At 67.5% G+C, this 21,246-nt stretch carries 20 protein-coding genes; 13 read left to right on the forward strand and 7 right to left on the reverse strand.

Annotated features, from left to right (window positions below; translation table 11 throughout):
• Positions 1-6: 6 nt before the first annotated feature.
• From GLA29479_RS05740 to GLA29479_RS05750, 3 genes are all read left to right on the forward strand, one after another.
• Positions 7-780, forward strand: a complete 774-nt coding sequence (locus tag GLA29479_RS05740; protein ID WP_057971043.1) for a rhomboid family intramembrane serine protease — start codon at positions 7-9, stop codon at positions 778-780.
• A 147-nt stretch (positions 781-927) separates the two neighbouring features.
• On the forward strand, positions 928-1,299 hold the full coding sequence (locus GLA29479_RS05745) for a hypothetical protein (RefSeq protein WP_057971044.1): 372 nt from the start codon (positions 928-930) through the stop codon (positions 1,297-1,299).
• A 42-nt stretch (positions 1,300-1,341) separates the two neighbouring features.
• Complete coding sequence (locus tag GLA29479_RS05750) at positions 1,342-2,127, forward strand: transporter (RefSeq protein ID WP_248842801.1); 786 nt, start codon at positions 1,342-1,344, stop codon at positions 2,125-2,127.
• Here GLA29479_RS05750 and GLA29479_RS05755 read toward each other — a convergent pair.
• Positions 2,089-3,003, reverse strand: a complete 915-nt coding sequence (locus GLA29479_RS05755; protein ID WP_144436369.1) for a hypothetical protein — start codon at positions 3,001-3,003, stop codon at positions 2,089-2,091. The two genes, GLA29479_RS05750 and GLA29479_RS05755, sit on opposite strands and share 39 nt — an antisense overlap.
• 285 nt (positions 3,004-3,288) lie before the next feature.
• Here GLA29479_RS05755 and GLA29479_RS05760 point away from each other — a divergent pair, with 285 nt between their 5' ends.
• From GLA29479_RS05760 to GLA29479_RS05775, 4 genes are all read left to right on the forward strand, one after another.
• Complete coding sequence (locus tag GLA29479_RS05760; RefSeq protein WP_057971046.1) at positions 3,289-5,001, forward strand: hypothetical protein; 1,713 nt, start codon at positions 3,289-3,291, stop codon at positions 4,999-5,001.
• A 452-nt stretch (positions 5,002-5,453) separates the two neighbouring features.
• Positions 5,454-7,157: a M20/M25/M40 family metallo-hydrolase gene (locus tag GLA29479_RS05765; RefSeq protein WP_057971047.1), complete on the forward strand. Its 1,704-nt coding sequence runs from the start codon at positions 5,454-5,456 to the stop codon at positions 7,155-7,157.
• A gap of 50 nt (positions 7,158-7,207) precedes the next feature.
• Positions 7,208-7,921 (forward strand): aspartate/glutamate racemase family protein, encoded by a 714-nt coding sequence (locus GLA29479_RS05770; RefSeq protein WP_425599961.1) that lies wholly within the window; start codon positions 7,208-7,210, stop codon positions 7,919-7,921.
• A gap of 91 nt (positions 7,922-8,012) precedes the next feature.
• Positions 8,013-8,585 carry a cytochrome c oxidase assembly factor Coa1 family protein gene (locus GLA29479_RS05775; RefSeq protein ID WP_057971048.1) on the forward strand — a complete coding sequence of 191 codons (573 nt, stop codon included), beginning with the start codon at positions 8,013-8,015 and terminating at the stop codon, positions 8,583-8,585.
• Here the strand turns inward: GLA29479_RS05775 and GLA29479_RS05780 are convergent.
• Entirely contained in the window at positions 8,548-9,024 is a 477-nt protein-coding gene (locus GLA29479_RS05780; protein WP_237051712.1) for an Lrp/AsnC family transcriptional regulator, read from the reverse strand. The two genes, GLA29479_RS05775 and GLA29479_RS05780, sit on opposite strands and share 38 nt — an antisense overlap.
• Before the next feature lie 141 nt (positions 9,025-9,165).
• Here GLA29479_RS05780 and phhA point away from each other — a divergent pair, with 141 nt between their 5' ends.
• Positions 9,166-10,059 carry a phenylalanine 4-monooxygenase gene (gene phhA, locus GLA29479_RS05785; RefSeq protein ID WP_057971050.1) on the forward strand — a complete coding sequence of 298 codons (894 nt, stop codon included), beginning with the start codon at positions 9,166-9,168 and terminating at the stop codon, positions 10,057-10,059.
• A gap of 1,003 nt (positions 10,060-11,062) precedes the next feature.
• On the opposite strand, the gene GLA29479_RS05790 is transcribed toward phhA, so the two are convergent.
• The 3 genes from GLA29479_RS05790 to GLA29479_RS05800 form a co-directional block, all read right to left on the reverse strand.
• On the reverse strand, positions 11,063-12,454 hold the full coding sequence (locus GLA29479_RS05790; RefSeq protein WP_057971051.1) for an FAD/NAD(P)-binding protein: 1,392 nt from the start codon (positions 12,452-12,454) through the stop codon (positions 11,063-11,065).
• A 256-nt stretch (positions 12,455-12,710) separates the two neighbouring features.
• Entirely contained in the window at positions 12,711-14,078 is a 1,368-nt protein-coding gene (locus GLA29479_RS05795) for an alpha/beta hydrolase (RefSeq protein ID WP_057971052.1), read from the reverse strand.
• A 159-nt stretch (positions 14,079-14,237) separates the two neighbouring features.
• Complete coding sequence (locus tag GLA29479_RS05800) at positions 14,238-14,951, reverse strand: hypothetical protein (protein ID WP_057971053.1); 714 nt, start codon at positions 14,949-14,951, stop codon at positions 14,238-14,240.
• A 160-nt stretch (positions 14,952-15,111) separates the two neighbouring features.
• On the opposite strand from GLA29479_RS05800, the gene GLA29479_RS05805 reads away from it, so the two are divergent.
• The 5 genes from GLA29479_RS05805 to sigJ all read left to right on the forward strand — a co-directional run bounded on the left by GLA29479_RS05805 (position 15,112) and on the right by sigJ (position 19,097).
• Complete coding sequence (locus GLA29479_RS05805) at positions 15,112-16,218, forward strand: sensor histidine kinase (RefSeq protein ID WP_057971054.1); 1,107 nt, start codon at positions 15,112-15,114, stop codon at positions 16,216-16,218.
• The gene (locus tag GLA29479_RS05810) at positions 16,215-16,850 is read left to right on the forward strand and encodes a response regulator transcription factor (protein ID WP_057916075.1); all 636 of its coding nucleotides are present in this window, start codon (positions 16,215-16,217) and stop codon (positions 16,848-16,850) included. The genes GLA29479_RS05805 and GLA29479_RS05810 overlap by 4 nt, the downstream gene beginning before the upstream one ends.
• A gap of 539 nt (positions 16,851-17,389) precedes the next feature.
• Positions 17,390-17,668 carry a hypothetical protein gene (locus GLA29479_RS24350; RefSeq protein WP_144436370.1) on the forward strand — a complete coding sequence of 93 codons (279 nt, stop codon included), beginning with the start codon at positions 17,390-17,392 and terminating at the stop codon, positions 17,666-17,668.
• A 30-nt stretch (positions 17,669-17,698) separates the two neighbouring features.
• Entirely contained in the window at positions 17,699-18,130 is a 432-nt protein-coding gene (locus GLA29479_RS05815; RefSeq protein ID WP_057971055.1) for a carboxymuconolactone decarboxylase family protein, read from the forward strand.
• A gap of 79 nt (positions 18,131-18,209) precedes the next feature.
• Positions 18,210-19,097: an RNA polymerase sigma factor SigJ gene (sigJ, locus tag GLA29479_RS05820; RefSeq protein ID WP_057971056.1), complete on the forward strand. Its 888-nt coding sequence runs from the start codon at positions 18,210-18,212 to the stop codon at positions 19,095-19,097.
• A gap of 107 nt (positions 19,098-19,204) precedes the next feature.
• Here sigJ and GLA29479_RS05825 read toward each other — a convergent pair whose 3' ends face one another.
• Together GLA29479_RS05825 and GLA29479_RS24355 are read right to left on the reverse strand one after the other, a co-directional pair.
• Positions 19,205-19,903, reverse strand: coding sequence for a helix-turn-helix transcriptional regulator (locus GLA29479_RS05825; RefSeq protein WP_057916072.1), 699 nt, complete (start codon positions 19,901-19,903; stop codon positions 19,205-19,207).
• Positions 19,904-19,979: 76 nt separating this feature from the next.
• Positions 19,980-21,224 carry an NIPSNAP family protein gene (locus GLA29479_RS24355; protein WP_057971057.1) on the reverse strand — a complete coding sequence of 415 codons (1,245 nt, stop codon included), beginning with the start codon at positions 21,222-21,224 and terminating at the stop codon, positions 19,980-19,982.
• Between the last annotated feature and the right edge of the window lie 22 nt (positions 21,225-21,246).

A 21,246-nucleotide genomic window follows, 5' to 3' on the forward strand; every position in this document is an offset into this window, starting at 1 on the left:
GGTGATATGCACCTGCCCACCGAAGCCCCGATCCCCGACACCCCGGCCCAACGCAAGGCCGACCGTAGCCGGTTGGTACGCGCGCTCAACGCCAGCCTGGCCTTCGTCCTGGTACTGATCGCGGTGTTTACCGCCCAGGGCCAGTTCGACGTGCGCGCCTTCACCGTCCAGCCGTGGTCGGCGCAGGGCCTGGTCGGCCTGCTGACCGCGCCGCTGCTGCACGGCTCGATCGAGCATCTGGCCGCCAACGCGACCTCGCTGTTGCTGCTCGGCACCCTGGCCGGCGCGGTCTACCCGAAGGCGACCCTGCGCGCACTGCCGATCCTCTGGCTCGGCGCCGGCCTCGGCGCCTGGCTGCTGGGCGATCCGGGCAGCTATCACCTCGGCGCCAGCGGCCTGACCCATGGCCTGATGTTCCTGGTCCTGACCCTCGGCGTGCTGCGTCGCGACCGCCCCTCGATCGCCGCGGCGATGATCGCCTTCCTGCTCTACGGCGGCATGCTGCTGACCGTGCTGCCGCGCGAGATCGGCGTGTCCTGGCAGGCCCACCTGGGCGGCGCGGTCGCCGGCGTGATCGCCGCTTTCGCGTTCCGCCTGCGCGACCCGCTGCCGCCGCGCAAGCGCTACAGCTGGGAAGACGAGGACGAAGAGCTGGTGCCGGCACGCGACGAACTGGAACCGCCGAGCCCGCAACGCGTGCCGGTGCTGTGGAACCGCCCGGTCGACGGCGAACGCGGCGTGGTCTTGCGATTTCCGTCGCGCGAGGGACAGGAGGAATAGCCTTCGCCGCCGCGCGCTCCGCATCGCCTGGCGCTAAAGTGGCGCCACGTCCGCAGACTGATCGCCCGATTACGGCCCGCACCACGCCGAAGACTTCGGGCCGCCACGTTTGAGCGACGCCGCGATCCCTTCTTTGGAGCCCCGACCATGCGCCGCCTGACTGTCCCGTTCGCGTGCAGCCTCCTGCTCGCCGCCTCGCCGTTCGTCCACGCCAAGAACGCTTGCATGATCGAAGGCCAGGTGCTGGGCCAGATCATCAACGAATGCACCGAGACCGACCCGCCGGCCTCCGAAGACGCGCCCAAGCCGCAATGCAACAGCTCGCTGCCGGGTCTGGCGGAGATCGGCGGCCAAGTCTCGGCGCGGCCGGTCGAGGCCTGTCCCTCGGGCGCGGTCGCGATCTGCGATTCGCCGATGAACGCCAAGGCCCGTATCTACTACTACAAGCGCAACGCCGCGCAGATCGCCGCGATCAAGCAGGCTTGCGAGATGCAGCGCGGCCAGTGGGTCAAGCCGTGAGGCCGCGCGTCGCGCTTACCGCGACGCACGCGAGGCCAGCGCTTGCCGCGGCGCGTGGGGGGGGTCGGCGCGCTCGCCACGACGCTCGCCATCACGACCGCGCAGGCCGCCGCGCAAACCTCCGAATCCCCGCAACCGCCTTCGTTCGACCGGCCCGGCATCTCGTTCTCGACCGACACCCTGCCGCGCGGCGCCTTCGCCTGGGAGCAGGGCCTGCCGGATTTCGAGCGCAACGACGACGGCGGCAGCCGCAGCCGGCTCTACAGTGCGAACACCAATCTGCGTCTGGGCCTGAGCGAGCGGGTCGAGCTGCAACTGGCGACCTCGGCCTATAACCGGCTGAGCGAACGCGACGGCGACGGCAGCCGCTCCCGCCATGGCGCCGGCGACACCGGCCTGGCCCTCAAGGTCGCGCTGCCGTCCTCGCACGAAGCGTTTTCGTGGGCCGTGCTCGGCGCGGTCACCGCCGCCAGTGGCGAGCGCGATTTCAGCAACGGTGCGACCCAGTACACCCTCGGCACCACGCTGGGCTACGACTTCAACGAGCGCGTTGCCGGCGCGCTGTACTTCAACCTCGACCGCAGCGACGGCGTCGACACCTGGACCTGGTCGCCGAGCCTGAGCTTCGCGCTCAGCGACCGCACCGGGATCTATGTCGAGGCCGGTATGTCGTGCAGCGATCACGCCTCGACCACTTCGGTCGCGGGCGGCGGGGTCACCTGGATGGCGACCCCGCGCGTGCAGCTCGACGCGTCCTTCGACGTCGGCCTGGACCGCAACAGCCCTGACCTACAGGGAGGTCTTGGGGCGTCGTTCTACTTCGACTGAGCCGCGCAATGCCGCGGCCGTGCCGACGCCGGTGGCGATCGCCGAGGCGTAATCCGGCGCCTGCGTGCCCGCCGATTCGTAGGTCCACAGGAAGCCGCCACCAATGCCGTCGCTGGCCCATTGCGCGTACTGCTGCTGGACCTGGTTCGGGGTCGAATCGGTCGACACGCCGGGAATCACGAAGCTGGCCGGGAAGCCGCTGCCCAGCGTCTGCTGCAGCGCCTGGATCCACTCTTCCGGATCGTTGCCGGCACCGCCGGAGTAACACTGCAGGTTGAACGCGATCACCAGGCCGGGATCGGTCTTTTGCAGTTCGGCCAGGCAGCCGACCCAGAACTCGGGGTTGTAGTAGGGACAGAAGGTGACCTTGAAGCCGGCCTTGCCGAGCATGCGGCTGAAGGCGACGATCAGCTTCTGGTCCTGCATTTCCTCGTCGTCGAGGTCGACGGCCTCGATCGCCGGGAAGGTTTTCTTCAACGCGACCAGGTTCTGGAACAGCGGGTTCTTCTCGCCGCTGCCGAACTCGGCGATCAGCTTCTGGATGTTGCCGTAATCGCCGACGCCGCCACCGCCGATCGACAGCCATACGCGCTCGATACCGGTCGTACCCTGGGTCAGCGAATTGACCAGGGGCACCCATTCCGGCGGACCGACGTACTGGCCGTTGGACACGATCTCCAGGTCGTTGTAGTACAGGTCGCCCTTGCACTTGTCCGGCGCCGGCGGCGACTTGTCCTGGTAGTGCGGATGCGCGAGGGCCAGGATCGCGGTGTTGAAACCGGACGCCTTGAGGCCGTTGACATAGGTCTGGCCACCGCTCTTGGAGAACAGGCCTTCGCAGTAGGCGGCGACGATGGACGTGCTTGCGTTGGACATGATCGACTCCTCGTTGTGGGTGAGCCTTCTGACCAACGCGTGCATGCACTGCGCTCGGACAGGTTTTCCGCGGCAAATCGCGTCTTTGCGACCGGCTTCGCACTCTTCCTCGGGCGGGCGCGGCCCGATGCCCAGCGACATGACGATCGCCATCGCCGCAAGCCGCTTGGACGCTCGACTTTCGCGACCGTCATCGCAGTATCGAGAAGTCTGGGAATGGCCCTAGTTGGCCGCATTCAGCTTGCGGCTCACAGTGCCCGCCTTCCTCCTCGCGAACGCGTGCGCATGATTCCCTACGATCCGGTTTCCTCACCTTCGGTCACCACCGTCCAGGCGCAGGCGCCGGACCCCAAGCAGGTCGACAGCGCCGCCGATCGCGTCCTCGACGCCGGCGACCGCGATTTCAGGAAGGACAACTACGAAAAACGCATGGACGTGTTCGCCAAGGAGATCAGCGGCCAGTCGCGCGAGTTCCAGGCCGAGTTGATCAACACCATCCTCGACCGCGACGGCGGCGCGTTCAAGTCGTGGATGCACTCCGACCGCCTCAACTGGATGACCAGCGACGGCGACATTTCGCAGCACGAGAAGAGCGAGGTCTATGCGGCCTTCGCCGAAGGCATCGACCGCGGCCAGATCGACGCCGGCAAGATCGACGCCGGCTTCGTCCGCGGCAGCCAGAACCCGGGCTTGATCGGCCAGTACATGGACGCGCAGAACTTGAACGACAACGGCGGATTCAGGCGCGCCATGGTCGCCTTCAGCGGCCTGAGTTCCTGCGAGATGCAAACCTTCATCACCAACGACGCCAACCAGGCGCTGATGCAGCGCTTCGAAAAGGCCGTGCAGGGCCACCAGGACTGGTACGAGAGCCTGGTCCAGGACTACACGGTCGCGTCCAAAGGCTATTCCAAGGTCTTCGAAGGCGAGGTCGAATTCAGCAAGGAACAGCTCATGTCGATGCGCAGCGCGTTCCTCGCCGACGACGGCCTGCACACCAGCGGCGAGCTGCTGCTGGCCTATCCCGACCGGATGGAGCGCAACGAACGCGTGACCGAGCAGTATCACGAGCTCTCCACCGGCATGAGCGAGATCCTCGGCAAGGACAACGCCAACTGGGCGACGTTCGCGCAATGGGCCTCCGACGAAATCGGCCGCAACCTCGACGGCACCCTCGGCATCGCGCTCGGCGAAATGGGCGGCAACCCGAAGTACTGGCTGTCGGTCGGCAACACCATGCTGGGCTCCGACATCTCGCCCTCGTTCAAGCACTTCGTCGACACCTTCGGCGGCGGCAAGAACCGCGAGATGAGCTTCGAGCAGTTCTGGTCGAGCTTCGAGAACAAATATGCCGGCCGCGAACTGACCTATACCGACGGCCGCGACACCCAGCTCGACATGAAGAACGCCTTCAAGGCCTATTACGACTCGATGAAGCTCAAGGACGGCGAGGCCGCGATCACCGACCCGGCCAAGCTCGCCGATGCCAAGGACCATCGCGGCGAGCTGATGCTGTACGCCAACAGCCTGATCGGCCTGCAGGAGCAGTACATCATCAACAAGGACATCAGCAACGGCATGCGCGGCTTCGGCATCGTCAATCCGGGCGGCTTCGGCGAGCACTGGATCGATCTGCACGTGCCCGACCGCGACGGCGAGGGTGGCCGCGAGATCAACCTCAACCTGGACATGAAGAACTCCGACAACCGGGTCAACTTCGACTCCGGCCGCGAGTTCGTCACCGCCGACGGCCGCACCATCAAGCTCGGCGACGAAGTGCGCACGCGACTGAACGGCCTCGACGGCAATCCGAACAACGAAGACGAGACCGACATCAACAACGCCAAGACCAATCATTGGGAAAGCTACAGCCAGCGCATGGGCACGATCTATCACCTGTTCGCCAACTCCCAACGCGACGGCGAGCTGTTCCTGGATGCGCGCGATGTGTTCGACTCGCGGGCCAAGGACCTCAACAACAATCCTTGGCGGAGTTGAGGGCTGAGAGAGTCGAATCTCTCAGCCCCTCGACACTGAGGGAACGATCACACCGATAGCGTCCATCGCGAACAACTTGCGGTGGACTCGGCGGTTGGGCGGCCTTCTTCCTCTTAACTGAAAGCTGCTGCGCGCCCAAAGCCAAGTCCCCCCCTAGCCCCCTTTTCCAAAGGGGGGAATAGGAGCGCCTATGTGCTGGATGGGGAGCGGCTTGAGGCCAGTGATCGGCGGTCGGCGGCAATAGAACGCGCCCTCTCCAGTAAGCCACGTCCCCCACGCCCGCAGACATCGATTCCCCGTTTGAAAAAGGGGGCTAGGGGGGATTTGCTTTTGCTCTACCCCTAGACCACAAGCCCCTCACCTTGGCGCCACCACCCCGCGGTGGTAGCGTCGCTGGCGCAGTCCGCAGTCGTCCGTCGCGGGATTCCGCGACCTCATCGCTTGGGGAATCGATGCGCTACTCGCCCTTCCGGTCCGTCGTCGGCCTTTGCCTGATCGCCACCCTCGCCGCCTGCCAGCGCGCCGCACCACCGCCGCCGGCGCCGGACGGCTACGACGAAAGCGCCGGCGCCGACGCGCGCCGCATCGAATCGGACTTGCGCTTTCTCGCCGACGATCTACTCGAAGGCCGCGAGGCCGGTACCCGCGGTTACGACCTGGCGGCGTTGTACGTCGCCGAACGCCTGCGCGCGATCGGGCTGCGCCCGGCCGGCGACGACGGTCGCTATTTCCAGCGCGTGCCGCTGCTGCGCGCGAAACGCGTCGACGGCGGCGGCTCGCTGGTGATCCGCCGCGACGGGGCCGCCACCGCCTTGAAGTTCCGCGAGCAGTTCCTGCCGCAGCTCAATTTCGATCGCGGCGATGCGCGGGTGAGCGCGGCGGCGGTGTTCGTCGGCCAAGCGGTGCGTGCGCCGGAACTCGAGCAGGACGATTTCGCCGACGTCGACCTGCGCGGCAAGATCGCGGTGTTGTTCCACGGCGCGCCGCCGCGCTTCGATACCGACCGGCGCGCGTTCTACAGCTCGTTCCGGGAAAAATTCGCCGCCCTGGTCGAGCGCGGCGCGATCGGCGCGGTGATCGTCTCCACCGACGACGAAGAGAAGCGCCAGCCCTGGGCGCGCGGCGCCGAGAACTGGGCCCGCCCGGGCATGCGCCTGCGCGATGCCGATGGCCGCGCGCTGGATACCTTCCCGCAACTGCAGGTGATCGCCCAGGTCAGCGCGGCCGGCGCCGGCGCCCTGCTCGACGCCGGCGGCCACACCGCCGCGGCGCTGTTTCGCGATGCGCGCGAGGGCAAGCTGCGCGGCTTCGAGCTGCCCGGCACGATCGAACTGTCGGCGCAGACGCGCATCGAGCCGGCCGAATCGCGCAACGTGGTAGCGGTGCTGCCCGGCACCGATGCCGCACTCAAGCGCGAGCACGTGTTGTTCAGCGCCCACCTCGACCACATCGGCATCGGCGCGCCGGTACAGGGCGATGCGATCTACAACGGCGCGCTCGACAATGCCCTGGGCGTGGCGATCATGCTCGAAGCCGCGCAACAGCTCGCGCGTTCGAAGACCCCGCCGAAGCGTTCGCTGCTGTTCGTCGCGGTGACCGCCGAAGAGAAAGGCCTGCTCGGCGCGGAGTGGTATGCGCGGCATCCGACGGTACCGCGCGACTCGCTGGTCGCCAACGTCAACATGGACATGCCGGTGCTGTTGGTGCCGACCCGCGACGTGGTGCCGATCGGGGTCGAGCATTCCAGCCTGCAGGCGGTGCTGGACCGGGCCGCGGACGAAGTCGGGGTGAGCCTGTCGCCGGATCCCTCGCCGCAGGAAAGCGTGTTCATCCGTAGTGACCAGTTCGCTTTCATCCGCGCCGGCGTGCCGGCGGTGTACCTGACCGGCGGGGTGAAGGCACGGCAGTCCGGCGTCGATGCCGGCAAACACCAACGCGATTTCCTGAGCGAGCGCTATCACCAGCCCGGCGACGATGCGACCCAGCCGATCCAGTACGGCGATGCCGCACGCCTGGCCCGGCTCAACGCGCGCATCGGCCAGTCGGTCGCCGACGCGCCGCAGCGGCCGCGCTGGAACGCCGGCGACTTCTTCGGCGAGCGCTTCGGCGGCCTCGATGCACGTGCATCGTCGAGGGGTGCCGCGGCAACCCGCTGAGCGCCACCGCGCGCGCCGATGCCGCGCGAACGCGTGGCTATACTGCGGCGATGAACCAAGTCGCGATGAAGACGCTGGGCCTGCTCGGCGGCATGAGCTGGGAATCGACCCTGCCGTATTACCGGTTGATCAACGAAACCGTACGCGAACGCCTCGGCGGTCTGCATTCGGCCAAGCTGCTGCTGTACAGCGTCGATTTCGCCGAGGTCGAACGCCTGCAACACGCCGGCGACTGGGACGCGGCCGGCGTGCTGCTCGGCCAGGCCGCGCGCTCGCTGCGCGACGGCGGCGCGCAGTTGCTGGTGATCTGCACCAACACCATGCACAAGGTCGCCGATGCGGTCGAAGCCGCGTCCGGCTTGCCGTTGCTGCACATCGCCGACCCGACCGGCGCGGCGATCCGCGCGGCGGGATTGAGCCGGATCGGCCTGCTCGGCACGCGCTTCACCATGGAACAGGACTTCTATCGCCAGCGTTTGATCGAACGCCACGGCCTCGACGTGATCGTGCCCGACCCGGCCGGCCGCGAACTCGTCCACCGGGTGATCTACGAGGAGCTCTGCCTGGGCCGTATTCGCGACGAGTCGCGGCAGGCTTATCGCGACGTCATCGCCGGCCTGGTCGCGCGCGGCGCGCAGGGCGTGATCCTCGGCTGCACCGAGATCGGCCTGCTGATCGGCGCCGGCGATGTCGAGATCCCCTTGTTCGACACCACCGCCCTGCATGCGCGTGCGGCGGCGCTGGCGGCGATCGAAGGCGCTTGAAGCAACGACGCGGCGCTCGTCCGGCGGCTTCGCTGGCCAGCAATACCATTCGCGGCGACACTGACCGCCGACCGACTCCGCGGAGCACGCCATGAACGACGAACGCCCGAACCCCGGCTGGTGGGGCCGCAATTGGAAGTGGGCGGTGCCGAGCGGTTGCCTGACTCTGATCCTGCTCGCCGGCCTGTTGCTGGTCGGCGTCATCGGCCTGGGCATCAAGGGCTTGTCGGGGGTGATGAAAGCCAGCGAGCCGTACCGGCACGCCATCGCATTGGCCGAGGGCAATGCCGAGGTCGTGGCCGCACTCGGCACCCCGCTGCGCACCGGCAGCATGATCCAGGGCACGCTGAGCACCGAAAACGCGAGCGGCCATGCCGACCTGTCGGTGCCGCTGACCGGCCCCAAGGGCGAGGCGCGGCTCTACATCAAGGGCGAACGCGAGGCCGATCGCTGGACCTATTCGCTGATCGAGGTGGCGATCGAAGGCAGCGGGCAACGCATCGATCTGCTGAAAGATGAGGGCGCGCCGGCCGAGCCCGCAGCGCCCGCCGCCCAACCCGAAACGGAACCTCAGGACGATCCCGACGCCGACCCGGAGGCCGCGCCCGCCGACAACGGCGACTTGGTCAGCGCGACGGCAGCGGCAGGCCGCGGAAAGATTTGACCGTACGCAGCACCAGGCTGGAGTTGATGTCGGCGCCGCCGGCCTGGTTGAGCAGGCGATCGAGCAGGAAGCGCGACAGGTGCTCGAGATCGCGCACGACGATCTGCAGCAGATAGTCCATGTCGCCGGTCAGCGCGTAACAGGCCACGACCTCGTCCCAGGTTTCGACGAACTCGGCGAAGGCCGCGACCGCCTCGCTGTCGTGGCGGCCCAGGCGCACCCGCACGAAGGCCTGCAGGCCCAGGCCGAGGCGCTCGGGATCGACCTCGGCGCGGTAACCGGAGATCACCCCTTCGCGTTCCAGGCGCTGGACCCGGCGCAGGCAGGCCGAAGCCGACAGGTGCACGCGCTCGGCCAGCTCGGCGTTGGTGAGGCGGCCGTCGCGCTGCAGCTCGGCGAGCAGGACGATGTCGGTACGGTCGAGTTCTATGGTGGCCAACTCAGCGTCCATCCTGGTTTTGACGCAACAATATTGCGCCAATCCGGCTTTGACGCGCAACAACGCAAGCTTATTGCGCCGCAGCGCGGTTAAAGTCATCTGGTCCCCGACTGTCCGGGACGTTCCAGGAGCCCCACGGCCATGACCCCCGCCACCCCGCAGCGCGTCGAACACCAGCTCACCGACAAGGGCTACGTGCCGGTCTATACGACCGCCGTGATCGAGCAGCCGTGGGCGTCGTATTCGGGCCAGGACCATGCGGTGTGGGCGCAGTTGTTCGAGCGCCAGCAGCAGGTGCTGGTCGGCCGGGCCAGCGACGAGTTCCTGACCGCGCAGCGGGCCATGCACATGAGCCCGCACCAGATCCCGAAGTTCGAGGACCTCAACCGCGTGCTGCGTGCGCACACCGGCTGGGAGCTGATCGGCGTCGAGGGCCTGCTGCCGGAACTGACCTTCTTCGACCACCTCGCCAACCGCCGTTTCCCGGTGACCTGGTGGATCCGCAAGCCCGAGCAGATCGATTACCTGGCCGAGCCGGACCTGTTCCACGACCTGTTCGGCCACGTGCCGCTGCTGATGAACCCGGTGTTCGCCGACTACATGGAGGCCTACGGCCGCGGCGGCCTCAAAGCGCACGGCATCAACCCCGAAGCGCTGGTCCACCTGACCCGGCTGTACTGGTACACGGTCGAATTCGGCCTGATCAAGCAGGCCGACGGCCTGCGCATCTACGGCAGCGGCATCGTCTCGTCGAAGAGCGAATCGATCCATTGCCTGGAGTCGGCCGCGCCCAACCGGATCGGCTTCGATCTGGAGCGGATCATGCGCACCCGCTACCGCATCGACACCTACCAGAAGACCTACTTCGTTATCGACAGCTTCGAGCAGTTGATGCGGGCGACCGAACCGGACTTCACCCCGATCTACGACCGCCTCGCCACCCAGGATTCGATCCCGGCCGGCGACGTGCTCGCCACCGACACGGTGTTCCAGCGCGGCAGCGGCGAGGGTTGGCTGACCGACGGCGACGTCTGAGCCGGACGGCGCTGTTTCGCGGGATTCAGCAATGGATGCCGACGCAGCTTCTGTAGGAGCTGCGTCCTGCTGGATTTCCTGCGGTCATAAGCCGCGACCACGGGACGCGCAAAGACCACAACGCCGAAGTCGCCTGTCGAAGCGACGTGCTGGCGCAGGGTAGGAGCGGCGCGAGCCGCGACCGCGCTATGTCGGGTTTGCGACGTGTCGCTCAAGCAAGATCTAGATCAAACGCCAAAAGCTTCCGCCACTAAAGCGGCGGGTTACTTTCTTTTGTCATAAGCAACAAAAGAAAGGTAACCAAAGAAAAATGCTTCTCTTTGAATCACGGACCCGCACGTTCGATGCATCCGCGGGGATCTACATACGGGACATCCCTGTCCCGATGAAAAACGGCGCGCTTCCCTGCGCGCCGCCCTCCGGGTCTTCTATGGCCTTCGCTAATGCGAGGCGACGCACAGCAACCGCAACCGCAAAATCTCTACGGCTGCGGCAACACCTATGTTGCTGTTGCTGTGATGAGCTTGGCGCAGTGCCGAATTCGCGAGAACGCCTGGAGACCCGGGGGGCGGCGCACAGGACGTGCGCCGTTTTTCGATAGGGCAAGGATGTCCTATCGAAAAATCCCGGCGCGAGCTGCGAACTTGCAAGGGAGCTTCGTCAAGGAGAGCCCTTTTCTTTGGTTACCTTTGACCGAAGGGAATCCAGACGGACTTTTGGGCTTAGCAAAAGAAAGTAACCCGGCCGCGTCAGCGGACGGAAGCTTTGCTCTTGATGTTGCTTTACCGTCCCACGGCCGGAAACGCCGAAGGGGGACGTAGCGCGGTCGCGGCTTGCGACCGAAGGAAATCCAGTAGGACGTCGTTCCTACCCCCCGCGAAAGCAGACCGCTTCGATAAGCGACATCAGCGTTATCGCCTCTGCGCGTCCCTTGGTCGCGGCTCGCGCCGCTCCTACCCAAGAGCAAAGCACCCATCCAGCCCAGCCCTGTAGGAGCAAGAGCTCAGCCGGCAACGGCCAGCCGCTGTGCGCCCGCAGCACGCGCCGCGGCGGTCGCCGAAAGCAACTGCCCAGCCAACTCCCGCGCCGCGCTGCGCAACTCCGGTACCGCGGTGATTTCCCACAGTTGTGCACGCAGCAGGGGCCCGATCGCGTACAGACCGCGCACCGCGCCGCCCTTGTTGTCGAGCACCTCGAACCGGTCCGAGACCTTCAAGCCCAGCCCCAACGGATCGGCCGCGACCAGGCCCGATTCGCGCAAGTGCGCGACCAGCGGGTGAGTGGTACGTTCGACGTCGGTGTCGAGCCCGGTGGCACGGATCAGCGCGTCGTAGCGCTCACTGTGCAAGGTGCTGCCACCGCGTTCGCGGATCAAGACCTCGACCGCGTCGTCGCCGCGTCGCGCTCGCAGCAAGCGGCCGGCACGTACTTGCAGCTGACCGCTTTCGCGCAGAGCCTGCAGCTGTTCGGCCAGCTGCGGCGCGATGCGGTGACGCACGACTTCCCAGTACGAACGCAGGTGACGCAGGAAACTCGCACGTTGCGGCATGGGCACGCCGCGCCAGAAGTTCTGCAGATGCGGGCGCAAGGCATCGATCAGGCTGCGCCAGTCGTCGACCACCGGCGCCAGGGTGCGCAGGGCGCGCAAGACCTCGCGCGGCGCATGCGTGTGCAGCGCCTGCAACACGGCCGGCGGCAACGCGATCTCCGCCGGCGGGTAGTCGCCGTGCGCACGCGGCAACAGGCCGTGCCGCGACAGGGCCACGATCGGGCCGCGATGGCCACGTCGATGCAGGGTCGTCACCACGTCGGCCATGGTCAGGCCGGTGCCGACGATCAGCAGCCGCGCATCCGGGTCGATCGCATCGATCGCGCCGTCCTGCCAGGGCCAACCCAGGTAACTCGGATGGATCGCCAGGCGCGGCCCGACCCCGGCCAGCGCTTGCGGCGGCAAGGCGCCGACCGCGAGCACCACGCGATCGCTGAGGAAATCGCTGCCGTCGGCCAAGTGCACGCGAAAGCCGGCCGAAGCGCGTTCGACCGCGATCGCTTCCTGGCGGATCTGGTTGAAGGCCGCGGTGCTGCCGGCAACGGCGGTCTGCAGTTGCGCATGCAGGTACTCGCCGTAGGCCAATCGCGGCAGATAGCTGACCCGCGCGCGATCGCTGAGGTTGAGCCAGTCGGCGAAGGCGCCGGGCTGATCCGGCGTCGCGCCGAGCTCGCTCGCGCGCACGTTGAGCAGATGCTCGGACCGCGCTTCGCCATAGGCGACGCCGCGGCTGTAACTGTCCGCCACGCCGATCAGGCACAACTCCACGCCGGGTCCCGCTTGCCGCGCCAATTCGCTGGCGAGCGCGCTGCCGCTGAAACCCGCTCCGACGATCGTGATCCGCATGAGGTGCTCCTGTCGCGAGGCGATACCGAGGAGCTTCCGTTCTAGTGGATCGCCCGCGCCGATGCGTAAAGCGCGGGTTACCGTTGCGTAAAGACGCGCGAACCATGTGGAACGTCGTCATGACGATTCGCCATGTCGTACGACTTCGAACTGCAACGTGCTGCCGCGCGCTTCAGCTTCGGCCGCCGATACGCGAAGGCTCCGGTTCGCACGAAACCGGAGCCTTCGATTCCGTCGATGCAAACGACGAGCCGCCTTACTTCGCCTCGGCCAGCACCTTGGCCTTGCCATAGGGCTTGCCGTCGAGTTTGCCGTGCTTGATCCAGTCCAGCTGCATCGCGAAATAGCCCTCGGCGACGCGGGTGTGCTGGCGCTCGCCCTTGGCGTCGACTTCGAAATCGAGGATGCCGTGATCGGCCTGCGGGAACAGCGCGCTGGTGATCGGGCGGCCTTCGCCGGCCAATCCGATCAGGCGCTTCTGGGTTTCATCGGACGGCGCTTCGACGTCGGAACCGCCCAGGATCCACAGCTCCGGCACGGGCAGGCTGCGCAGCACCGGCATCGGGTCGTAGTCCCAGCTCACATCGACGTCTTGCTTGGCCAGCTCGGCCAGGACTTCGGCGCGGGTGTGGTTGATCACCAGGCCGGTGTACTCGCCCTTGAGCGCCTTCCACCACGGCTGTGCGGCGTACTTGGCGCGCACTGCTTCGAGTTCCTTCCAGCCGCGCTGGCCGTCGCTGGAGGCGATCAGGCCGGTCGCGTCCGACACTTCGCGCGCCTTGGCCAGGGTCTGGGCATCGCCGAAGCCGGCCGCTCGCAGGTCCATCGCGACCTGGTCGCGGTCTTCGGCCAGCACGCCGTCGGCGAGGCCGAAGCCGACCACGACGAACTCGGCCTGCGGTTCCTTGCTCGCTGCCAGCGGCGCGACCCAGCCGCCCTGGCTGCCGCCCTGGAAACCGGTGCGGCCGGCGCGCGGCCCGGCCAGACGCTTGGCCTCGCGCAACGCCGCGGCGGCGTCGTCGGAGAGTTGATAGAAGTTCTGGTTGTACTTGCCGGTGGAACCGCCGGTGCCGCGCTTGTCGTAAACGAACACGCCGACGCCGTTGGCCGGGAACAGGTTCTGCAGGTGATACATGTCGACGCCGGAGTAGTTCTCGGAACCGTGCACCAGCACCACCAACGGCACCGGGCCCTCGCCGGGCGGCAACACCAGGCGGCCGCGCAGGTCGACGCCGTTGCCCTTGAACCGGGTTTCGGTGACGTCGAACTTCAGCTTGCGGCCGTCATGGCCGGCGTAGCGGATGCGGCCGTCGGCGCAATCGCCGAACGACACCGCCACGCCGTCGGCCTGGTCGGTCCAGCCGCGCGTGCTGGTCCAGGCGCCGTCCTTGTGCACCAGCTTGCCGGTGCTGCCGTCGAGCAGACGCCAGCGCAGCACGCCGGCGGCGCTGGTGCGGGCGATATCGACCACGCGATCGTCGTCGAGGCGATAGGCGCCCGTATGGCATTGCGTCTGCGCCGCGGCCGGGTCGGCGGCCTGAGCCGCGGGTTCGGCGGCGAGGGCGCTACCGCTCGCCAACAGCGCGATCGGCAGGACGTGGCGGTACAGGACGGATCGGTTCATGAGCGTTGCCGTTTCGGTGAAGAGTGATGGTGAGATGCGCCGATAGCTTTTACGGTTGCAAGCTATCGGCTTCGGCAAGGCTCAACCCTCGACACTTTCTTTTTGCCGCGCGCTGTGATCCGGTCGCCGGTCGCAGCGATTCGCAGCGATAGCAGAACTTCATGCGATGCCGCGCGTCGCGTTCGCCGCCACCGTCGTCGCGGCCGGCTTCCAACGCCGGTCGAACCAGAGCTTGGCGCCGACCGCGACCACCAAGGGGCCGAACCAGGCCGCGTAGTGCAGGGCGACGCCGTCGATCGCCGGCAACAGGCGCGGCAGGCCGATGCCGAGGAAGGCGATATGGGTGGCGATGCCGTTGCCGATCATCGCGGTGTAGTGCTCGATCAGCCACCAGCGCGGACGTTGCGCCAGACGGTCGCGGCGCCAGCGCTTGTGCAGCAGGTCGACGCCGATGAACAAGCCGATGCTGGAGAAACCGCTCAACAGGGGCGCGCCGACCTTCAGGCCCAGCGCCAGGATGGCCGCGCCCGACAGCAGCGACAGCGCGGCCAGGGCGACGTAGACCGGGCCGGTGTAGCGCACGACGTCGCGCTTGTCGCGGACCGCCCGCCAACTGGTCCACACGCCGGTGGCGGTGATCACCAGCAGATAGCCGAGGAAGGCTGCGGTGATCGGTTGGCCGCCCTGCCACTTGTGCAGAGCCATCGGCACGCCGGTGACGAGGATGCCGGTCATCGCGATCAGGAAGACCTGGCCGGCGCGCCGGTGCAGCGGGCTGCCCTTGCGGGCCAGGCCCGCGGTCCAGAAACCGATCAGTGCCAGGCAGCCGATCGCGATGTGCAGGTATTTGATCCATTCGTAGGCCGATGCCATGGCGGTGTCTCCTCGCGTCCGGCGCGGTTACCGGGTGAGGCCATGGTGTTCGCGGGCGGGCGCGGCGGCAGGGCCCAGGAGTCAGGACTTCACCCTGCCGGAAGTCACTTTCTGCGCCGCGGCCATTGCCACTGCGCACGCTCACGCGCAGCATCCCGGCATGCCTGCCGCCCTGCGCGTGATCTTCCAAGCCATCAACCTGCCCGCCGTGCTGACCTGGCTGGCGGTGGCCTTGTCGCTGCGCCACGACGGCACCCGCGACCAAGTCGCGCAGTGGGCGGCGATGATCGGCTTCCTGTTGAGTTTTCTCGCCAGCGACCTGATCCCGCCCTCGCGCCCGCGCCGCAAGCTGGCGCTGTTCGCGGTCGAGACGCTGTGCGCGCTGGCGGTGTGCTGGCTGGCGCCCAAGGGCGGCACCTCGCCGGCCTTGCTGGTGGTGCTGATCGCCCACCTCGCCCTGGTCTATCCGCCGCGGCCGGTGTTGATCGTCGCATTGCTGCTGAACCTGGCGCTGTATCTGATCATGCGCAATGCCGGGCACGGCGCGCCGCTGGTGGTGACCCTGATCTTCGCCGGCTTCCAGGGCTTCGCGGCGATGATCGCCCACTATGCGCGCACCGCCGAACGTACTCGCGACCAGTTGGCCCTGGTCAATGCCGACCTGCTCGCCACGCGCGCCCTGCTGGCCGACAGCGCGCGCGATGCCGAACGCCTGCGGGTGGCGCGCGAGCTGCACGACGTCGCCGGCCACAAGCTCACCGCGATGATGTTGAACCTGCGCGCGCTCGCCGCCGAGCCCGACCTCGGCCAACGCTATGAAGTGCAGCTCGCGCAGCAGCTGGCCGGCGAATTGCTCGGCGACATCCGCGACGTAGTGCAGGCACTGCGCGATTCGCGCGGCCTCGACCTCGCCACCGCCCTGCGCGCCCTCGCCGCGCCGATGCCGCGGCCGGCATTGGAGCTGGACATCGACGAACGCATCCACCTGACCGATCCGGCCCTCGCCGAAACCTTGCTGCGGCTGGTACAGGAAGCGCTGACCAACAGCGCGCGTCATGCCGACGCCGAATACGTGCGGGTCTCGATCCAGCGCGACGGCGAGCACTTGCAGGTGCGCGTGGAAGACGACGGCCGCGTACGCGGCACGCTGCGCGAAGGCAATGGCCTGGCCGGTATGCGCGAACGCATCGCCGCGGCCGGCGGCAGCCTGAGCTTCGCCCGCAACGAGCGCGGCGCCATGCGCATCGACGCGAGGCTGCCGGGATGAGCGCCCCCCTGCGCATCGCCCTCGCCGACGACCAGATGCTGGTGCGCGCCGGCCTGCGCGCCCTGCTCGAACGCCTGGGCCTGAGCATCGCCTTCGAGGCCGACGACGGCCAGGCCCTGCTCGACCGCCTCGCCGACACCCCGGTCGACGTGATCCTCAGCGACATCCGCATGCCCGGCCTCGACGGCATCGACGCCCTGCTGCGCCTGCGCGCACGCGGCGACCGCACCCCGGTGCTGCTGCTGACCACCTTCGACGACAGCGAGCTGCTGCTGCGCGCGACCGAGGCCGGCGCGCAGGGCTTCCTGCTCAAGGACGCGGCCCCGGAAGACCTGCGCGATGCGATCGTGCGCGTCGCCGCCGGCGAAGTCCTGCTGCAGCCGGTCAGCACCGAGCCGGTGCGCGCCCGCTACCGCTACCACGCCGACGACGCCCCGCGCGCCTTGTTCACCGAGCGCGAAGTCTCGGTGCTGCGGCTGATGGCCGGCGGTTACTCCAACAAGGAGATCGCCCGCGCCATGTTCCTGGCCGAGGGCACGGTGAAGAACTACGTCTCGGTGATCCTCGACAAACTCGACACCCGCGATCGTACCCGCGCGGTGCTGAAGGCGATTACGCTGCGGGTGATTTAGGGGCGGGAATCGGGAATCGGGAATCGGGAATCGGGAATCGGGAATCGTAGAAGCGCATCACGATGGCATGGGGTTGGCAAGCGCTTCCGAGTAGGAGCGGCGCGAGCCGCGACCGCGGTCGTTCAGCGGCTATCGTCGGTCGGGATGGGCGCCTATGTCTCAACAGCGTTGCCGTTGCCGTTGCCGTTGCCGTTGCCGAGATTTTGATCTGCTTTGCCGCTTTACCGGTCAAATGGAGACCCGGAGGGCGGCGCACAGGACGTGCGCCGTTTTTCGATAGGACAAGGATGTCCTATCGAAAAATCCCGGCGCGCGCATCGCACTCGTGGCCTGTGCCCTTGCAGGGAGAGCCCTTTTCTTTGGTTACCTTTCTTTTGGGCTTAGCAAAAGAAAGTAACCCGGCCGCGTTAGCGGACGGAAGCTTTGCTCTTGCTTGAGGCTTCTCAAAGATCAAGATCAAACGCCTAAAGCTTCCGCCACTAAAGCGGCGGGTTACTTTCTTTTGTCATAAGCAACAAAAGAAAGGTAACCAAAGAAAAATGCTTTTCTTTAAATCACCGGCCCGCACGAGCGATGCATACGCGGTGATTTTTCATACGGGACATCCCTGTCCCGATGAAAAACGGCGCGCATCCCTGCGCGCCGCCCTCCGGGTCTTCTGTTGCCTTCGCGAGTGCGAATCGGCGCATAGCACCATCAAAGGCAACATCAAAGGCAATGGCAATGGCGATGGCAGCCGCAGCGGCCTCATTGCCCGGACGAAACTTTTTCGCCCCGGACGTCACACGGCGACCCGCTGGATCGTCGAACCGGTATAAGCCACTGAATCACCCACCGGAGACCGCCCCATGAGCACCACCGCCCCGATCAAATACGAACGCGAAATTCCCGAGATCCTGGCCCAGCTCGGCCAAGTCGAGGCCGCCGTCGCCGGCCTGGGCCTGGCCAAACCGATCTATCACCTGATCAAGCTGCGCGCCTCGCAGATCAACGGCTGCGCCTTCTGCGTCAAGATGCATCTGCGCGAGGCCCGCGCCGACGGCGAAAGCAACGATCGCCTCGACCGCCTGGTGGTCTGGCGCCATGTCGCCGACTTCAGCGCCGCCGAACGCGCCGCTCTGGCCTGGACCGAAGCCCTGACCACGCTCGACGAGCACACCGACTACGGCGCGTTGCGCGAAGCCCTGCGCGAGCACTACAGCGAGCAGCTGATCGGCGCGATGTCCGCGGCAGTGGCGATGATCAATCTGTGGAACCGGTTGCAGGTGTCCAAGCACTGAGGCCCGCGATCCCGCGCATACTCGCCACCCCCATCGCCGCAAGACGCGGGCGCGCAGCGCCCGCCCCCCGAACCGACTCATGAACGCTTCCGACGACTCCCAACTGTTCGCGCAATCGGCGCCGATGCTGATCGGCCTGGCCTACCGCATCCTCGGCTCGCGCGCCGATGCCGAAGACGCGGTCCAGGACACCTTCCTGAAATGGCAGGACGCCGACCGCAGCAACATCGACAACCCCGCTGCCTGGCTGACCACCGCCTGCACCCGTCGCTGCATCGACCTGCTGCGCTCGGCGCATCGCACCCGCGTCGACTACGTCGGCTCCTGGCTGCCCGAGCCGATCCAGACCGCCGCGGCCGAACGTCCCGACGAACAGCTGTCGCTGGCCTCGTCGCTGTCGACCGCGTTCCTGCTGCTGCTCGAACGGCTGACCCCGAAGGAGCGCGCGGCCTACCTGCTGCATGAGATCTTCGAGCAGTCCTACGCCGACGTCGCCCGCACCCTGGAGATCGAGGAAGCCGCCTGCCGCAAGCTGGTCCAGCGTGCGCGCGCCAACGTCGAGCAGGAGAAAGTCCGCCACGTCACCCCGGCCGAGCAGCAGGACCAGTTGCTGGCCGCATTCGAGACCGCCCTGACCGAGGGCCGCACCGCGCCCCTCGCCGCCTTGCTGTCCGAACAGATCACCCTGCGCGCCGACGGCGGCGGCAAGGTCAGCGCGGCGGCGGAAGCGCTGCACGGCCATGACGCGGTGCTGGGTTTCATCGAACGCATCCTGCACCCGGCCTGCCGCAACGACCGCTGGACCTTCGTCGACCTCAACGGCTCGCGCGGCGTGATCCTCGAACGCGAGGGCCGCATCGAAGCCGCGGTGAGCTTCGGCTACGACGAAGACGACCGTCTGCGCGACATCTTCATCATGCGCAACCCCGACAAGCTGGCACGGCTGGAGGCGGTGAAGATTCGTTGAGTGGTTCGGGAATCGGGAATCGGGAATCGGGAATCGGGAGGCTATCTTCTTCCCCCCTTTGTAGAGGGGGGATTTGCTTTTGATCCGCACGCCCCCAATCCCCACCCTCAACCCGAATCGCTCGCCGCAACGCCAACCGAACGCAGATAGGCGTCGAGGCCGCGTTCGCGGGTGTCGACGAAGCTCTCGCCGGTGGCGGCGTATTCGACGATGCGGTCCGGGCGGAAACTGCGGAAATCGGTGCGCAAGCGGCACCAAGCGCCGAGGGTCCAACTGCCGCCCCAGAACGACAGGCAAAGCGGTTCGATTTCGCGTGCGCTGGCACGGGCCTCGCCGTCGCGGTAGACCACGCGCAGCACGCGCTGGTCGAGCACCGCACCGTGCAGAGCATCGATCAGGCCGCTGGCTTCGATGCGGTTGTCCAACTGCGGGGCGAAGATGCGGGTGCGGGCGCTGCGCGCGCGCAGCTCCGGCGGCAGCACCGCCTCGATCTTGAGCAGGGCGGCGGTGGCGCCGCGGCCGAGGCGCTCGCCGCCGAAGGCGCGCACGAAACGCGTGCCGACCACCAGGGCTTCGAGCTCGTCGGGATTGAACATCAGCGGCGGGATGTCCGCGCCCTTGCGCAGCAGATAGCCGACCCCGGCCTCGCCCTCGATCGGCACGCCGGAGCGTTGCAGATCGGCGACGTCGCGGTAGACCGTGCGCAGCGACACTTCCAGGGTCTGCGCCAGTTGCTGGGCGGTGATCGCATGGCGGCGTCCGCGCAGGGCATGGATCAGCAGGAACAGGCGGTCGGCGCGGCGCATCCGGCATGATCCCGCGCCGCCGCGCCGGGCTCAAGCGGCGGCGCGGGGTTCGCGGTTCGACCGTCGCTGCCGGCGTTCATGCCCGCAGCTCCGAGCGCGCGGTCGGCGCCAGGCGCAGCAGCCGCGGCGCCTGCTTGAGGTCGCCGAGCATCGCATCGGCCAGCAGCGCGCGCCAACGCGGGTCGCCGTCCAGGGCGGCGGCGTGGGCGCGCTGCGCGGCTTCGTCGGCATAACGGGCGAACCAGACCAGCACCTGTTCGCCCTCGCGCACCGGCAGGCGCGGATAGCCGTTCGGCGACGGGTCGCTGACATAGGTCGCGAGCAGTTCGGCGCCGCCGGCGCCGAGCAAGGGTGCGAAGCGCTGCTCGAACAGCTCGGCGAACCCGTCATCGGCCGGCGCGCCCAGTTCGCAGAGGCCGATCGCGACCACACCCTCGCCGCTCACGGCGCTGCCGACCGCCGCACGCGCGTTCGGCGCGACCGAGAAACCCGAGCCCGGCCGCACCGGCCGCAACATCAGCACGTCGTCGTTGTCGAGCAGGGTCGCATTGGCCGCCTCGCGATGGCGCTTCCAGATCGGCCCGCCGTAGAACGCGTCGAGCGAAGCCGCACGCAGGGCGTGATCGGGAAAGCCGCGCACCCAGGTGTAGCGATCGGCCTGGTCGAGGTCGCGGAACTGCGCGATCACGTGCATGCCCAGCGCTTCCTGCGACTCGATGAATTCGCGCTCGAACAGCTCGATCAGGTCGTCGCGACGGCCCGGCTGCATCCGGTACTGGCGCAACTCGATCACCGCGTCCTCGTGCAGCAAGCGGCCGTGCTCGTCGCTGCGGTGCATCCACATATGCCAGTTGGTCTCCCAGCTGGCGCCGCCGTCGACCGAGAATTCCTGGTGCCAATGCGCGGTGTTGGCGCTGATGTCGCTCCACACGAACTTGGCCAGCACCGACCGGCCTTCGTGTTCGAGTTCGCCGTAGAACACCCCGACCCCGTTCTCGTAGCCGCCGACCACCGGCGGTTCGAGCACACCGTCGTGGCTGCCGGCCCAGTAGATGCTCCATTGCCGGCGTTCGAGGTTGAACAGGCGCAGGGTCATGCCCTGGAAGCCCTCTTCCGCCCCGGGCCGGCCCCAATCGGAGACGAAGGCGTCGACGTTGCCGAGCCCGCCGAGCACCGGCGCGCAGGTCTGGGTGGCCAGGAAGATCTGCCAATCGTCGGAGCCGGCCAGACGCTCGCGCAAGCGTTCGTTGTGAACCTGCCAACGGCCGTGCAGGAAATCGAAGTCGTGGCGGCCGTCGCCGGCCGTGCTCGTATCGTTCATCGCTCGAACCCTCGAAAGTACA

This window comes from Lysobacter antibioticus (assembly GCF_001442535.1).
Classification (GTDB): Bacteria; Pseudomonadota; Gammaproteobacteria; order Xanthomonadales; family Xanthomonadaceae; genus Lysobacter; species Lysobacter antibioticus.